Origin of the sequence: Desulfosoma sp., from assembly GCA_037481875.1 — a bacterium.
GTDB lineage: Bacteria > Desulfobacterota > Syntrophobacteria > Syntrophobacterales > DSM-9756 > Desulfosoma.
Map to the genome: position 1 here is coordinate 21,093 of JBBFKY010000002.1, position 13,922 is coordinate 35,014.

Consider the following 13,922-nt stretch of genomic DNA (forward strand, 5'->3'; position numbering starts at 1 on the left):
CTTATTCCTTTTTGGAGGCGAAATGCCTGGTGTGCTCGATCTTGATGCACTTGTTCATGACTACCTGCAGGCCGGCTTGTCGAGCCTTTTCCGCCGAATCATTATGACACAGTCCCAATTGCATCCAGACCGCCTTGGCACCCACTTGGATGGCTTCATCCACAATGCCGGGAATCGCTTCGATGTTTCGAAAAATGTCCACAACGTCTATAGAAACGGGCACCGAATTCAGGTCCGGATAACATGGTTCTCCCAGCACTTCCTTGTACTTGGGGTTGACCGGAATCATGGTGTAACCGTGTTCCTTGAGGTATCGAGCCACCTTGTGGCTGTCCCGATCTTCCTTGTGGGATATCCCTACGACGGCGATGGTTCGAGCCGTTTCCAAGAGTTTTTTGATTTCGGGATCTGGAAGGTTTTCGCGGGGAAGTTCACATTCAGTCATGGAGCACCTCCTTGTTCATGGACATTCTTTTTCACATTACGGTTTTTCAAGATACCAATCGTTTCGGCTGAGGCATTCACAGCCTGTGGCGGTGACTCGCACCATGTTTTCCAGCCGTACACCGCCGAGACCCGAGATGTAGATCCCCGGTTCGACGGTGAGCACCATGTTTTCCTGAAGGACCACGGATGTTTTTTTTCCGTATCCCGGTTTTTCGTGAACGGCAAGTCCAATGCCATGCCCGAGTCCATGACCGAAGGCGGCCCCATAGCCGGCTCGATCGATGATGCCTCGAGCCACACCGTCGACGTCATGGGACGACACCCCGGCACGGATGGATTCCATGGCCGCCACTTGAGCTTCTCGAACGATCCGGTAGATTTCCCTAAGCTTTTCGGAAACCTTGGACCCAAGCCAAGTTCGAGTCATGTCCGAACAGTACATGGCATATCGAGCGCCCAGATCCAAAATCACAGCGTCTTCTTCGCTGATGCGTCGATTCGTGGGCACCGCATGAGGCAAAGCGCCGTTGGGCCCGGAAGCCACAATAGGCGGAAAAGAAACAGCTTCCGCTCCCGCTTCTCGAAGCCCCTTTTCAATGGCCCAAGCCACTTCCTTTTCCGTACACCCCGGACTCAGTTCTTCCCAAATCTTTTCAAAGACGGATTCCGTCAAGCGCAATGCCCGGCGCATTTTTTCGATTTCTTCATCCGTCTTGATCATACGAAATTTTTCCACCAAGGAATCTTCTCCCCACAATTCCCCCTGAGGCGACACTTCGTGAAGAGCTTGCTGGAGCTGGCGAAAGCGTTCCCAGGTCAGATGATGAGCTTCCACGCCAAGGCGGCGCACCTGAAAAGACCGTAAAAGATCGGGAAGCACCTGGGTCCAGCCTTCTCGATAGATCACCAGTTCATACCCTAAAGCTTCCGAAGCGGCCTGTTCTTCATAGCGAAAATCTGTAACCAAAGCCTGCCGGTCCATACCAATGAGAAGTTGGCCTGAACTTTCGGTCAGGTTCATGTCTTCGGCTTGGAATCCACTGAGATAGTAGCGATTTTCAGGGACAGTGATGAGTACCGTATCCAGAGAGAGGCTTTCCATGGTCGTTCTCAGCGCGTGAAGGCGGGAGGCGAAAGGTTCCGGAATCATGAGTCTCCTTTCTTGGCTTGTGAGCGCCGTGTCGATACAATGTGACCGCAGGTCCTCTTGACTAAGAGCCTGTCTGAAAACTCGCAATAGCAAGGTTTAATGGTGTTTCCGGGTTGGGGCGAAGCGGCGCCCCGCGCCTACGAGCGTCAAACTTTACGGGATTGACTCGGTTTCGGACCTCGATGAAGCAGGGTGTCTTGACAGAACCCTCTGGGTCCATTAATCAGAATCGTCTCGTGTTTCCCTATTTCTACCCCCTTTGGTCAGAGGGGGCGTATGAGGTGCGGCCATGTATGCACGCATGCTTGTTTTACGTTTTCCCAAAGAGATTGTCGACAAGCCTATCGTGACCAATCTCGTGCGCAATTACAACCTTTCCTTTAACATTCTCAAGGCCCAAATCTTTCCACGCAAGGAAGGGCTTATGGTTATGGAGCTGCGGGGGAATCGCAAGGATTACGAGCGTGGCCTGCAGTACCTAAAAGATATCGGCGTGATCGTGGAATCCATCGCGCAAGGGATTCGCCGTGATGAGGAAAAGTGTTATCAATGTGGAGCGTGCACCGCGGTGTGTCCAACCGGAGCCTTGCACATCAAAAGGCCTGAGATGGAAGTCTTGTTTGATGCGGAAAGATGCAGTGCTTGCGAACTCTGTGTCAAAACCTGTCCGGCTCGTGCCATGATCGTCCATTTCGATCAGAAAATGACCTTGGAGGTCTGAGTCGTTTCTCAGGAACAACCTATCGTCCACTGCAAGCTTACTTCAAGGAGGGTTCTCCCGATGAACTACAGCGATATTGTCATGGACCACTTCATGAACCCGAGAAATGTGGGCGAAGTGGACAATCCTGACGGCATCGGCCAGATCGGTAATGTGAACTGCGGCGATATCATGCGCATGACCATCAAAGTGGAAAACAATCGTATAGCCGACGTCAAATTCAAAACCTTTGGGTGTGGCGCCGCCATCGCCGTCAGTTCCATGGTGACGGAAATGGCAAAGGGCAAAACCCTGGATGAAGCCGTTCGTATCAACCGGGACGATGTGGCCCAAGCTTTGGGTGGGCTTCCCGAAAAAAAGCTTCATTGTTCCAACCTGGGAACGGACGCTCTTAAAGCCGCCGTGAACGACTACTGGAGAAAAAACGGGCAGCCGGAAAAAGTGGTGCCCTTGGAAGATGAGCACCTGGAGCAGGAAACAGAACCTCAGCATGCGTGTTGCCATAGCCCTGAGCGGGGGGATGGACAGTCTTCGGGCCGCATGGCTTCTTAAGGAGGCCGGCCATGACGTCATGGCCTTTCACATGCGGCTTCCCACCTTCGGTTCCACGGACGCCCACGAAACCGACCATCAAAGGGAATCCCGCCTTCGTGCCTTGGCACACAGGCTGGGTATCCCTCTTGTGATGGTGGACTGCCGCCACATTTTTCACCGTGAAGTGATCGATCCTTTTCTTCGAGCCTACGCTGAAGGGCTGACTCCAAACCCCTGCGTTTTATGCAATCCTACCGTTAAATTCGGGTATCTTTTGGATCATGCCCTGAAAGCTGGAGCCGAGAAATTAGCTACGGGCCACTATGTGCGTTTACAGGCTCCCGACAGCCCCTATGGACGTTATGCCCTCCTGTGCGGTATGGATTCTCAAAAAGATCAATCCTACTTTCTTTACGGGTTGACACAAAAACAGCTCTCTTGCGCCCTTTTCCCTCTCGGCCGTGAAACCAAGGAATCCACGCGTCAGTGGGCCGAAAACCATGGCTTTCATGAGCTTCTTCCCGAGGAAAGTCAGGAAATCTGCTTTATTGCCTCAGGAGACTATCGCCGTTTTATTCAGGAGCATTGGCCGCAAGCCACCCTGCAAGGGGAAGGCCCCGTTCGGGATGCTTCCGGGGCGGTTATCGGTCGTCACAAAGGTCTTTATCGCTACACGGTCGGGCAACGCCGGGGTATCGATATCCCATCTTCGGAGCCCTACTACGTCCTGGCGCTGGATCCCAAAACCAACACTCTCTGGGTGGGTCGATCCAAGGATCTCCTATGTTCGAAAGCCTTAGTGGACCGGGTAAACTGGGTTTCCATAGATCCTCCAAAGCAGCCCCTGCGTGCTTGGGTACGAATTCGTCATCAACATCGGCCTGCTTCGGCCCTACTGCTTCCTCAGGAAAACGGAACGGTTCAAGTGCACTTTGATGTGGCGCAACGAGCCGTCACCCCAGGGCAGGCTGCTGTTTTTTACGATCGAGACAGGGTCCTGGGAGGGGGTGTTCTGCAGCCAAAGAGGATGGAGTCTTGAGGTAATGCGCTTCGCTTTGGAGACACTGGGCTGCAAGGTGAACCAGTACGAGAGTTCGGCCTTTCTTGAGAGTTTTCTGGAAAACGGGTGGAAGCTCGTGTCTTTTTCAGAAAAAGCCGACCTCTACGTGGTTCACGGTTGCTCGGTGACCAACAAGGCGTCCTATCAGACACGGCAGCTGTTACGCCGTGCCTTTCGCACAAACCCCAAGGCACACATCGCCGTCGTGGGTTGTGACGCACAAATCCACTGGCAAAGGTATGCTCAAGAACATTTGGCAACCCACATTGTGGGTTCCGACGAAAAATTTACGCTGCGTTCCTTTCTCGAAATGCCGGGCACACTGCAACAACCGTTTATCGCCGTCAGTGATTCTCGAAGTTACGGCCCCATGCCTCCTCTTGCAGTAAAAACCATGATAGCCGATCGCAGCCGAGCCTTTTTGAAGATTCAGGACGGGTGCGATGCCTACTGCACGTACTGCATCGTGCCGTTCAGTCGAGGGCGTAGCCGAAGCCTGGAACCTGGAGAGGTTCTTCGGCAGTTGGAAAGACTGACCCGTGCGGGTTACCGCGAAGTGGTCCTCACTGGGATTCATTTGGGACAATGGGGCCTGGACCTGCCTTGGAGTTGTGCCTCGAACGAGCCCCGAGGACTCGCTGGACTTCTCCAATGCATCGATGAGGCGCAGCGACCTGAACGAATCCGCCTTAGTTCACTGGAATCCAAGGAAATCAACGAAGCTTTGCTTAAAGCGCTTAAGGCCTTTTCTTGGATTTGTCCTCATTTTCATATTCCTTTGCAAAGCGGGGATTCGGAAATCCTCGCTGCCATGGGCCGACCTTACACGCCGGAACAATACGCCGATACGGTCTGCACACTTTCCAGGCTTTTTCCGCATGCCGCTTTTGGAGCCGACGTCATTGTGGGTTTTCCCGGGGAAACGGAGGCTCATTTCCTTCGCACCGTGCGACTCATTGAATCCTTGCCCATCACCTACCTTCATGTGTTCCCCTATTCTCCTCGTCCCGGAACGCAAGCCGCCTCCATGAAGGGTCGTGTGGTGGGCCCGGCTCTGAAGCATCGAGCCCGCCTGTTGCGCAACCTCGGCCGAGCCAAGAAAAGAATGTTTCAGGAGCGTTTCGTGGGTTCGATCCTGGAAGTTCTGGTGGAAAATTCTCCTAAACCCGGTCTCTGGCAAGGCACATCGGAAAATTATCTGACCGTTCAATTTCAGGCGGAAAAGGCCGTGCCCATAGGAAGCCTCGTTCGGGTTCGAATCTCCCAAGCGACCGAAACCAGCCTTTGTGGAAAAGCAGCGACCGAGTTGCTTTAGGGCAAAAGCTGAAACCGATTTCTTTTCGTCTATGTTACGGATTTTCCCAAAGGTTCTTTTCCTTGCGAGCGAGGGCCCATATTCCTTTTGTGCGGGGGAGGCGCCCCCGTTCCTAGGATAGGTTTCATGTTGGGACTCGCAAGGGCGAAGTGCCCCCTTGTCCCAGTCTTGAAACGGCAAGATACCTTGGTGTTTTGAGTTTACGACCGGCTTCTAGTCAGGCTGAAAGAGAAATAGGCTCATGAGCTGAGGTATGGGGGGATTGTCAGGGCTGAAGGATTCGGTTTCTTCCGTGTAACGACGGAGCAACGAGTCCACATAGAGCCATGCCGATCGTCGTTGGCCTGAATCCGAAATGGCTTCGTGCACGACCTTTTTAAAGAGGGTTTCCAGGAGTTCTGGAGCGGCTTTGGCGAAAAGGTCGGGCCAAAGGGAAACAGGAACGGGTTTTACGGTCCAATTGTCTGTCAGGATTTTCCATCCGGCGGCGGTAAAAAGCAAAACTCCCAAGGTGACCTCTTCCAGGACCCGCACCTGCCCTTCGATCCAGAGTTTGCCTCGAAGATCGTCCGCAGTGATGCCCAGCGTGCGAAACAAAGGTCCGAGAGCTTCCACCACGGCGACACATTCTTTGGCTTCGTGCAGATCCCGACGGTCCTGAAGGAATCTTTCCACCACACGGGGTCTTTCGGTATCCTGTAGTCGATAAATTTTTGGGGTCTTGAGCAAGAGAGCGGCGACTCTTTCAGCCCATGGAGAGTCCAGAAGGGTTTGTCCCGTAGGCCACTCGGCCAACCAGCCGTCACGCAGCAGGGCTTTCAGTCTTTTTCGAACACCGTAGACTTTTCCTTGGGCTAATCGAAAAAGGTGTTCCAAATAAACTTCTTCAAGCCCTTTGCGGGCTAGGGATTCGTTTCCGGAACTGAGCAGGTCCAGACCTAGGTTAACCATGGCTGCGGCTTTTTCGGCGGCTTCGCGCAAATCTTCGGGAAGATCGGGAGCCAGCCCGTCAGCCACCACGATCTTGTTGGCAATGGCGGCCATTTCCCAACGTAGGGTGTCCAAAAGATGCGGATCGTCGATCTGTGCCAGAACCCGTTGCAGCAAGCCTTCTTCCGGCATGGGGATCAGAGCGAATGCCGGCGGTGACGCCCTTTCGTCTTCCGGCCGGTCACCCATGAGAATCTTACCCAGGGGAATCTGTTCCAGGTTTAAGGGTTTGTAAATTTCCAGAGCGTCGTAATAATCGGGGATGGCTCGATCTTCCAGACGGCCCCGGTGGAAACGATAAGCCGCCTCTTCCATTTCCGGTTCCAGAGCCCACAGCAGGTGGTCCATGAGTTCTTTGTAAAAACCGTAATGGGTTTCAAAGAGGTAACTTAGGACTTGGCGGATTAAGTCCTCAAACTGAGGATACGATGTTTCCCAAAAGTACTGGTCATCCAAAGTGTTTTTGGGCAGAAAATCGCGGGCTTCCAAAGGATCGGTTTCGTCCGGCATTTGGGCCACGCGAATCCATTTCTTAAAAAGAGCCACCAGAAGTTCAAAGTCTGCCGCATAAAGCCAGGCCAGTAGTCGTCTAGGATCGGCGCGAAAGAGTCGATCCAGCCACTGAATGGCCGGACCTGGAAGAATGCGATCCTTACGCCACATTTCCAGGTCAAAAACATGGGTGACCTGATCCAGGGAAGCGACGGCCAGCAGAGGCAAGGCATCTTCAGGGCCGATTTCCTTGACGGTCAGATAGAAGTCTTGGTCCGACATGGCGGCTGCCACCGCTTCCGCGTCAGGCCTGGAAATGATGGCCTCCATGCGTTCTTTGGCGGGAAGGCTCATGAGGTGCTGAGCCATGAGGCGGGGCGGCAACCGAGTCAAGCGTTTGGCTTCAAAATCAATGACATCTGTGGGCATGGTTTCCTGTCATGTTGAGCGTCTTGAGGGTGATCGCCTTGAGGGTGCATTCGGCAGTGACTTCTATTCGTCATCAGGCGTAAAGTCAAGGTGCTGCGAAAGATTTTGCTTGCTAGCATGGGATTCCATGCTTAGGGTAAGCATTAAGGGATAATCAAGAAGGACGAGGAGACAAAGGAGTTCATCCATGTTGGTGATTGAAGATTTGGAAGTGGAACTGGCCGGAAAGAAGATACTCAAACATATCGACCTGGAGATCAAACCAGGGGAAACCCACATCCTTTTCGGCCCCAACGGCTCTGGAAAGACTTCTCTTCTCATGACCATCATGGGCTACCCTCAGTACAAGGTCACGGGAGGCAAGATCTTTTTCAAGGGAGTGGACATCACAAACCTTCCTATCAACGAAAGAGCCAAGTTGGGGATCGGCATGGCGTACCAGAGACCCCCTACCATTCGTGGTGTGAAAACGCATCAGATGGTCAAAATCTGTGCTGGGGATCGTGACGTGGATGTTTCGGAATTGGCCCGCAAGGTTAATTTTCAGGATTTCCTGGACCGAGATGTGAATGCCGGGTTTTCCGGAGGTGAAATCAAGCGCTCGGAACTCCTGCAACTTATGGCCCAGGACCCTGATCTTATGCTTTTCGATGAGCCGGAATCCGGCGTGGACATGGAAAACATCTCCCTGGTGGGCCATACCATCGCTCGATTGCTTCAAAAGGAATGTGCCCCCACGGACCTCAAGTCCATGCTTCAGGTCAAAAGGGAACGCACTAAGATGGGACTCATCATCACCCATACGGGCTACATTTTGGAATACCTCACCGCTGACAAAGGCCAGGTGCTCTTCGATGGGGTGCTCAGTTGTTCCGACAATCCCCGAGAGATTCTGCAATGTATCAGCGAAATGGGATACGAGGAGTGTGTACGATGCACAATCGCGAGGAATTAAGACAAAGAGCGCTCAAGGCGGTCAATAAATCTGCGCCCATCGGAGCCGATATCGATCTCGGTCAGTTTGACCAGAGTCCGGTGGAACACCGCCCCTTGGACAAGGAAGAGCTTCTGTCCCTACCCGTCCTTGACAAAAAGCGGCTGCTCATGGCCGGCATCGATGTGACGGAATCGGAACGCAGCGGCACCTACATTCAGATGGATACGTCCGTGGTGCGCTGCGGAACGAAACAGGAAGGGATCGAGGTTCTTCCCATCAAGAAGGCCTTGGAAAAATACGACTGGATCTGGGATTACTACTGGAAACTGGTGGCGGTGGATGCGGACAAGTACACGGCCGCCGTGGAACTTAATCTGCATGACGGCTATGTGATTCGGGCTTTACCGGGAGCGAAGTCCATCTATCCGGTCCAGGCCTGCTTGTATCTCAACAAACAGAACTTACAGCAGAATGTCCACAATATCATCATCGCCGAAGAGGATTCGGAGCTCCACATCATCACGGGGTGTTCCACGTCGCCGCACATGACACGCGGCGCCCACGTGGGTATTTCGGAATTTTTTGTCAAGAAGAACGCCAAGCTGAGCTTCACGATGATCCACAATTGGGCGGAAGATATGGCCGTGCGGCCCAGGTCCGTGGCTCGTGTGGAAGAGGGCGGTCTGTTTCTCAACAACTATGTGTGTATGAAGCCCGTGCGATCCTTGCAAATGTACCCCACGACGCACCTTGTGGGAGAAAATGCCGTGGCTCGGTTCTACAGTATCATCGTGGGTAGCCCGGGATCGGAATACGATGTGGGTGGTCGTGTTTACCTCAAGAAGCCGGGAACCCGTGCGGAAATCGTGGCTCGAACCATCAGCAATGGGGGCAAGATCATCGCGCGAGGGCACCTGATCGGCGAAGTGCCTGACGTCAAAGCCCACCTGGAATGCAAGGGTTTGATCCTCAACGGGGGCGTTATTCATGCCATTCCGGAACTGGAAGGCCATGCGGACGGAGTGGAAATGAGCCATGAAGCGGCGGTGGGCAAAATCGCCGCTGAAGAGATTGCGTACCTCATGTCGCGAGGGCTGAGTGAAGACGAGGCCACGGCTACCATCGTACGAGGCTTTCTCAGCGTGGACATTCCGGGACTACCGCCGCAGCTCAAGGCGGAAATCGATCGAGCCGTGGAGCAAAGCGACAAAGATGTCATGTGAAGGTCTTACCCCGCACAATGATCTAAAAGGGCGGATCGATGTGTCCGCCCTTTAACTTATGAAGCCGTACGGGCGAACCGTTATCTTGGCCCTGCCGGTTCCCCTTGGAGGGGCGGACCGACATGTACGCCGCCAAAACCGCGCGAAAAAGATTGCTTTAGCATGCAGGGAAAAACGTGCCCTTGGAGGGGCGGACCGATGTATCCGTCCCATTTAGCCCCCTTAGCCCTCACAAGAACGAGGAATGATCCCATGAACTCGTTAAAAAAACTCCTTGTCCTGTCGATCATTCTGGCTCTTTGCTTTCAAAGCTTTCATGCCATGGCCGGTGATGGCTTCTCGACATCACAACCGATTTCCCAAAAAACTCCTGACGGCGGCATCATGCTTGCTGATGTTTTTTTGGTGCGTCCTTTAGGTATGGTCGCCTGTGTGCTCGGCCTTCTGGGAACCGTCGTAGCCGCTCCCTTTGCCGCCGCGGCCGGAAACATGAATGAAGTCACCCAAAAGCTGGTAGGGGATCCCTTTGGCTACACCTTTGAGAGGCCTCTAGGCTATTTTCCAGGGGAACTTCCAGCCCGTTGAGTTTCCTCGCGATCGCTTTAGCCTAAGTATGAAGCCACCTAATCCGGCCACTTTGGCGCGAATCCGCGCTCAAAGCCACTGGTGTCGCTCCGCCATGATGTGTCTTCCCGCCGATCTTGTCAGCAGCAGAAACGGGTGCTAGAGTTTCGAAGAATCACCCGCAAAGAAGGAGCGCTTCCTATGACCCTTTCCGGTTCTTCAGTGAGCGAGAGGGAACTCAAGGATTGGATCACCCAAAGCGTTGAGCACGTCTTTCGAGAGAAAGTCGATGAGATTGTGGCTCAAAGGCTCGTTGCTTTTGTGCAGGAAAACGAACAGCGGGTTCGGGAACTTTCCCTGATGGAAAGGGTCGTTCGGGTTGAGGAAGAGCTGCGAGGCCTCAAAGAAATCCAAATCGCTCATTTCAACGCCTCGGAAAAGCGTTTTGAAGCCATGGACAAGCGCTTTGAAGCGCTGCAACGTGAAATGGCGGCCCGCTTTGAAGCTTCAGAAAAGCGATTCGACACCATAGACAAGCGGTTTGAAGCCCTGCAACATCAAATAGCCACCCGCTTTGAAGCCATGGACAAGCGCTTTGAGGCGCAGCAGCGTGAAACAACCACCCGTTTTGAAGCCATGGACAAGCGTTTTGAAGCGCTGCAACGTGAAATGGCGGCCCGCTTTGAAGTCGTAGACAAACGTTTTTCCCAGTTGCAATGGATGATCGGGCTAGGCGTTGCGTTCATCGTGGCACTTATCGGTATGGTCCGTATTTTCGGATAAGGGGCACCCCGGCCATGGCATTCCATTTCTCTTAGCCAATCTTTTCCATAATCTTTTCGATGCAACAACTGCAGACGCTGCAAAGGCCGGCTCAAGAGGATGCCGGGACGCCGAGCCATGACCCGTGACCCACAGCGGCCGGAAAGTAAGACTCCGGCATTTTTCAAAAGAACGTTTTTTAGCTCGAAGATTGCATCCAAGAACTTTGGTGTTGGGCCACAACACGCAACAAGGGTATGGACTCAGTGGGTTGGAGAGCTTTCGAAGCACATGATCCCTGAAAAGGAGGGATATTGGGACCATGATTTGCCTTTTGCATGATAGTACGGATCCTGCGTGGAACCTGGCTGCTGAGGAATACCTCTTGGAGAAGGCCGAGGAACCTTGTTTTCTTCTGTGGAGGAATTGTGAGTCGGTCATTGTTGGTCGGAACCAAAATACTTACGCCCAAATCAATCGCACCTTCGTGGAAACCAGGGGCATTCACGTGGTGCGGCGACTTAGCGGTGGAGGTGCTGTTTTTCACGACCTGGGAAACATTAATTTCACGTTCATCGTGCCCGGCCGAGGGTTAAAGCCGGTTCCCTTTCAAGAGTTGACGGCTCCCGTTTTGGAGTTTCTTTTGGATCTTGGAGTTTCGGCGGCCTTCGACGGTCGAAACGACATCTGTGTCCATGGGTTTAAAATATCCGGCAATGCCCAGTACGGCCGCGGAGACAACCTACTTCATCATGGAACCCTCCTTTTTGACACGGACCTCTGCACCATGGAAGAGGCGCTGCGAGTCGGGAACGTGAAATATAGGGATCGCGGCATTCCTTCCATTCGAAAGCGGGTGACCAATATTCGAGAGCATTTGGCCGTTGACCTCTCTGCGGAGGCGTTCATGCATAAGCTGTTTGAGTTTATCCGAGAAAAGAAAAGCTCTCGAGCGGTCACCCTTTCCGCAAGCGACTGTGACGCCATCGATCGGTTAGCCGACTCCCGTTACCGGCTCTGGGAGTGGAACTACGGTAACTCGCCGGCTTACAACTTTCAGAAGGTGACCAAGACTCCTGCGGGAGTTCTGGAAGTGTATCTGGAAGTCGAAGAAGGCGTGATTCAAGACGCACGTATCTTCGGGGACTTTTTCGGCTCTGGGGCAATAGGCGAGTTGGAGTCATGCCTAAGAGGGCTACGACATGATCTGCAAGAACTCGCCGTCTATTTGGAAACCCAGCCGGTACAGGACTACATCCAAGGGATATCGCCTCGCCAGTTGGCCGAAGCGTTGGTTTAGCTGGTTGAAAGCCCTGGAGGGTTGCCCTCTGTTCAATCTCGGAACTGGCTTTTCAAAAGACTGTTCCAAATCTGAACACGCGGGCGATCACTGTCCGCTCATCTTTCTCTCTGATCACCAATTGGCACCTTTGTTTTGTCCCTAAAGCTCAGCATGCTCTTTGCTCTTCTTTCCAAAGTAAGTCTTTAGCGTACCGGAAGAGGCAGCCGATGCGATGTGTTGACGGGAGGAGGGGTCATTCGATGAATACGGCGGAAAAAGCAAGTGAAGCGTTTGCGGCCATCCAAAAACATGTTCCCGAGGTCTACGAAAAATACTTGGAATATACCAAATCCATGTCCCTTAAAGGGGGTCTCACTCCTCGAGAAAAAGAATTGATTCTCGTGGCCTGTTCCGTCATGTCTCAATGCGACATGTGCATCGCCATTCACGTGGAAGCCGCGGCTGCTGCAGGGGCATCGCGGGACCAGATCCTGCAGGCGGCGCTCATGGCCGTAGCCATGGGAGGATCCCCAAAACTCATGTATCTGAAGTATGTTTTTGAAGCTCTGGAGGATCTTTTCGGCTGATCCAGCTGGAAGGTCCGGGCCCGGGGCGATTCCCCGGGCCCGGCTTTCATGAGGGTGGCAATTAGAACAGTGAATCTCCGCTCCTGTTGGCAAGCCCAGGATGGATGTCGAAACGGACCACACCTACGGGAACCGATGTCCCCACAGCTTCCGCCACCAGGGATGTTCCACGATGGCCGAAACCACCGCAGAGCTCGATGGCTTGAATTCCCTCTTTTGCCACCAATTCTTTGGCCGTTTCAGCCGCCGCTTGATAGCTTGATGCACCCAGGACCAGCAGATGAACCTTCGGGGTTTTCACCCATTGGCGATGGACGCCGGGGTCGGCTTCCGGAGCGACAAAAAGGAACGCAGCTTTTAAAACATCGCCCATCTTTTTCCCCTTTCGGCCTCCTTGAAGAGGCTCATGACCGTTGTTCAACAAAAACACCCTTGTCTCGCGCCCTTTCCATGACGCGCGGCACACTCACCACAAACGGGCCCTCCAAAGACAACCGAACGGCCACGGACATGGACCGCTTGACCTCCATTTCCCGTTCCCCGTCCAAAGCCAAAACACTGTGCTGCCACAGCACCGGGTACGGCTTTCCTGGGATCATTCTTTCGAATCGTTCCACAGAAACGCTTCGGATTAACCCTGGCGCAATGGCCGCGGAAATTTTTGGGCCCCCTGCACCCATGACCATGTGAAGCCCTGTGGGTTCTGAAGGGCCAATGGTCGTCAATTGTCCTCCCAGCGCGGACAGGCCGATGGATTCCGGCCGACATCGTGAAAGAAAAAGCTGCCGGACCTTTTCCACCTCCCAGATGGCTCGAGCTCCAATGAAACTGCCTTCGCAGACGGCCACATCCACAAGGGCGAGATCCCCAGGACTGTTATCACAAAGCACTTCCAGGCATGAGACCCGGCAGGCCGACTCTTCTAAAGGAACAGCGCCGGTGGCCACCAAGCCGGCTGCCAGTCCTGCAATGGTAGCTTCCATGACGTGTGGGAACACATTGTTGGTTCCTGTAGAAATGGGAAGAAGAGGCACGGATCGGGTGCCTTTGGTCACCGCACGGCATGTACCGTCCCCGCCTAGGACCACGAGACAACCTACACGCTGGGTTTCCATCCAAGCCGCAGCCTTTACGGAATCTTCTTGACTGTCCTGAGCGGCCATGGGCACTGGGTTGACATCCATAGCCACAGAGCAGCCCCGTAGGGCTCGATCCACAATGGCATAGGCATCGGGCATGTAGAAAACCGATTGTACCCCGACAGCCTCAAGGCCCATTAGGATGCGTCGGACGATGCGCACCTTTTCCTGATTGTCAAAGACGCTGCCGTGAGCCACCAACCTTCGAATATCTTTTCCAGAGGCCGGATTGGCCACAATCCCTACCGAGCCGGACATGGGAGTCCTTTTTCGCCCTTTGAGGCACAGCC

15 protein-coding genes are annotated in these 13,922 nt (G+C 53.6%); 10 read left to right on the plus strand and 5 right to left on the minus strand.

What is annotated here, in order from left to right; translation table 11 throughout:
• Position 1 precedes the first annotated feature (1 nt).
• Complete coding sequence (locus tag WHS46_02995; protein MEJ5347638.1) at positions 2-445, minus strand: CoA-binding protein; 444 nt, start codon at positions 443-445, stop codon at positions 2-4.
• Between the two features lie 36 nt (positions 446-481).
• Positions 482-1,597: a Xaa-Pro peptidase family protein gene (locus WHS46_03000; GenBank protein ID MEJ5347639.1), complete on the minus strand. Its 1,116-nt coding sequence runs from the start codon at positions 1,595-1,597 to the stop codon at positions 482-484.
• 289 nt (positions 1,598-1,886) lie between these two features.
• Here WHS46_03000 and WHS46_03005 point away from each other — a divergent pair, with 289 nt between their 5' ends.
• The 4 genes from WHS46_03005 to mtaB are packed head-to-tail and all read left to right on the plus strand — an operon-like array spanning position 1,887 to position 5,227.
• The gene (locus WHS46_03005; GenBank protein ID MEJ5347640.1) at positions 1,887-2,318 is read left to right on the plus strand and encodes an NIL domain-containing protein; all 432 of its coding nucleotides are present in this window, start codon (positions 1,887-1,889) and stop codon (positions 2,316-2,318) included.
• 60 nt (positions 2,319-2,378) lie between these two features.
• Complete coding sequence (nifU, locus tag WHS46_03010) at positions 2,379-2,870, plus strand: Fe-S cluster assembly scaffold protein NifU (protein ID MEJ5347641.1); 492 nt, start codon at positions 2,379-2,381, stop codon at positions 2,868-2,870.
• The gene (gene mnmA, locus WHS46_03015) at positions 2,809-3,891 is read left to right on the plus strand and encodes a tRNA 2-thiouridine(34) synthase MnmA (GenBank protein ID MEJ5347642.1); all 1,083 of its coding nucleotides are present in this window, start codon (positions 2,809-2,811) and stop codon (positions 3,889-3,891) included. The genes nifU and mnmA overlap by 62 nt, the downstream gene beginning before the upstream one ends.
• Before the next feature lie 4 nt (positions 3,892-3,895).
• Entirely contained in the window at positions 3,896-5,227 is a 1,332-nt protein-coding gene (gene mtaB / locus WHS46_03020; protein MEJ5347643.1) for a tRNA (N(6)-L-threonylcarbamoyladenosine(37)-C(2))-methylthiotransferase MtaB, read from the plus strand.
• A 213-nt stretch (positions 5,228-5,440) separates the two neighbouring features.
• Here the strand turns inward: mtaB and WHS46_03025 are convergent, their stop codons facing one another.
• Positions 5,441-7,138, minus strand: coding sequence for a DUF6178 family protein (locus WHS46_03025; GenBank protein MEJ5347644.1), 1,698 nt, complete (start codon positions 7,136-7,138; stop codon positions 5,441-5,443).
• Positions 7,139-7,325: 187 nt separating this feature from the next.
• On the opposite strand from WHS46_03025, the gene WHS46_03030 reads away from it, so the two are divergent.
• The 6 genes from WHS46_03030 to WHS46_03055 all read left to right on the plus strand — a co-directional run bounded on the left by WHS46_03030 (position 7,326) and on the right by WHS46_03055 (position 12,493).
• Positions 7,326-8,093: an ABC transporter ATP-binding protein gene (locus WHS46_03030; GenBank protein ID MEJ5347645.1), complete on the plus strand. Its 768-nt coding sequence runs from the start codon at positions 7,326-7,328 to the stop codon at positions 8,091-8,093.
• Positions 8,072-9,298, plus strand: a complete 1,227-nt coding sequence (locus WHS46_03035) for a SufD family Fe-S cluster assembly protein (GenBank protein ID MEJ5347646.1) — start codon at positions 8,072-8,074, stop codon at positions 9,296-9,298. Before WHS46_03030 ends, WHS46_03035 begins: the two co-directional genes overlap by 22 nt.
• 252 nt (positions 9,299-9,550) lie before the next feature.
• Positions 9,551-9,883, plus strand: a complete 333-nt coding sequence (locus tag WHS46_03040; protein MEJ5347647.1) for a hypothetical protein — start codon at positions 9,551-9,553, stop codon at positions 9,881-9,883.
• Positions 9,884-10,063: 180 nt separating this feature from the next.
• A complete protein-coding gene (locus WHS46_03045; GenBank protein MEJ5347648.1) occupies positions 10,064-10,645 on the plus strand; it encodes a hypothetical protein in 582 nt (193 codons plus the stop codon).
• A 301-nt stretch (positions 10,646-10,946) separates the two neighbouring features.
• The gene (locus WHS46_03050) at positions 10,947-11,924 is read left to right on the plus strand and encodes a lipoate--protein ligase (protein MEJ5347649.1); all 978 of its coding nucleotides are present in this window, start codon (positions 10,947-10,949) and stop codon (positions 11,922-11,924) included.
• Between the two features lie 242 nt (positions 11,925-12,166).
• The gene (locus tag WHS46_03055) at positions 12,167-12,493 is read left to right on the plus strand and encodes a carboxymuconolactone decarboxylase family protein (protein ID MEJ5347650.1); all 327 of its coding nucleotides are present in this window, start codon (positions 12,167-12,169) and stop codon (positions 12,491-12,493) included.
• 61 nt (positions 12,494-12,554) lie between these two features.
• On the opposite strand, the gene WHS46_03060 is transcribed toward WHS46_03055, so the two are convergent.
• On the minus strand, positions 12,555-12,866 hold the full coding sequence (locus WHS46_03060) for a DUF6506 family protein (GenBank protein ID MEJ5347651.1): 312 nt from the start codon (positions 12,864-12,866) through the stop codon (positions 12,555-12,557).
• 31 nt (positions 12,867-12,897) lie between these two features.
• The gene (locus tag WHS46_03065) at positions 12,898-13,890 is read right to left on the minus strand and encodes an NAD(+)/NADH kinase (GenBank protein ID MEJ5347652.1); all 993 of its coding nucleotides are present in this window, start codon (positions 13,888-13,890) and stop codon (positions 12,898-12,900) included.
• Positions 13,891-13,922: the final 32 nt, after the last annotated feature.

Bases quoted from the DNA above. Each gene is read 5' to 3' on its own strand.
- WHS46_03060 (MEJ5347651.1), bottom strand. From the start codon at position 12,866: ATGGGCGATGTTTTAAAAGCTGCGTTCCTTTTTGTCGCTCCGGAAGCC.
- WHS46_03065 (MEJ5347652.1), bottom strand. From the start codon at position 13,890: ATGTCCGGCTCGGTAGGGATTGTGGCCAATCCGGCCTCTGGAAAAGAT.
- WHS46_03055 (MEJ5347650.1), top strand. From the start codon at position 12,167: ATGAATACGGCGGAAAAAGCAAGTGAAGCGTTTGCGGCCATCCAAAAA.
- WHS46_02995 (MEJ5347638.1), bottom strand. From the start codon at position 445: ATGACTGAATGTGAACTTCCCCGCGAAAACCTTCCAGATCCCGAAATC.
- mnmA (MEJ5347642.1), top strand. From the start codon at position 2,809: ATGCGTGTTGCCATAGCCCTGAGCGGGGGGATGGACAGTCTTCGGGCC.
- WHS46_03030 (MEJ5347645.1), top strand. From the start codon at position 7,326: ATGTTGGTGATTGAAGATTTGGAAGTGGAACTGGCCGGAAAGAAGATA.
- mtaB (MEJ5347643.1), top strand. From the start codon at position 3,896: ATGCGCTTCGCTTTGGAGACACTGGGCTGCAAGGTGAACCAGTACGAG.
- WHS46_03040 (MEJ5347647.1), top strand. From the start codon at position 9,551: ATGAACTCGTTAAAAAAACTCCTTGTCCTGTCGATCATTCTGGCTCTT.
- WHS46_03050 (MEJ5347649.1), top strand. From the start codon at position 10,947: ATGATTTGCCTTTTGCATGATAGTACGGATCCTGCGTGGAACCTGGCT.
- WHS46_03025 (MEJ5347644.1), bottom strand. From the start codon at position 7,138: ATGCCCACAGATGTCATTGATTTTGAAGCCAAACGCTTGACTCGGTTG.
- WHS46_03000 (MEJ5347639.1), bottom strand. From the start codon at position 1,597: ATGATTCCGGAACCTTTCGCCTCCCGCCTTCACGCGCTGAGAACGACC.
- nifU (MEJ5347641.1), top strand. From the start codon at position 2,379: ATGAACTACAGCGATATTGTCATGGACCACTTCATGAACCCGAGAAAT.
- WHS46_03035 (MEJ5347646.1), top strand. From the start codon at position 8,072: ATGCACAATCGCGAGGAATTAAGACAAAGAGCGCTCAAGGCGGTCAAT.
- WHS46_03045 (MEJ5347648.1), top strand. From the start codon at position 10,064: ATGACCCTTTCCGGTTCTTCAGTGAGCGAGAGGGAACTCAAGGATTGG.
- WHS46_03005 (MEJ5347640.1), top strand. From the start codon at position 1,887: ATGTATGCACGCATGCTTGTTTTACGTTTTCCCAAAGAGATTGTCGAC.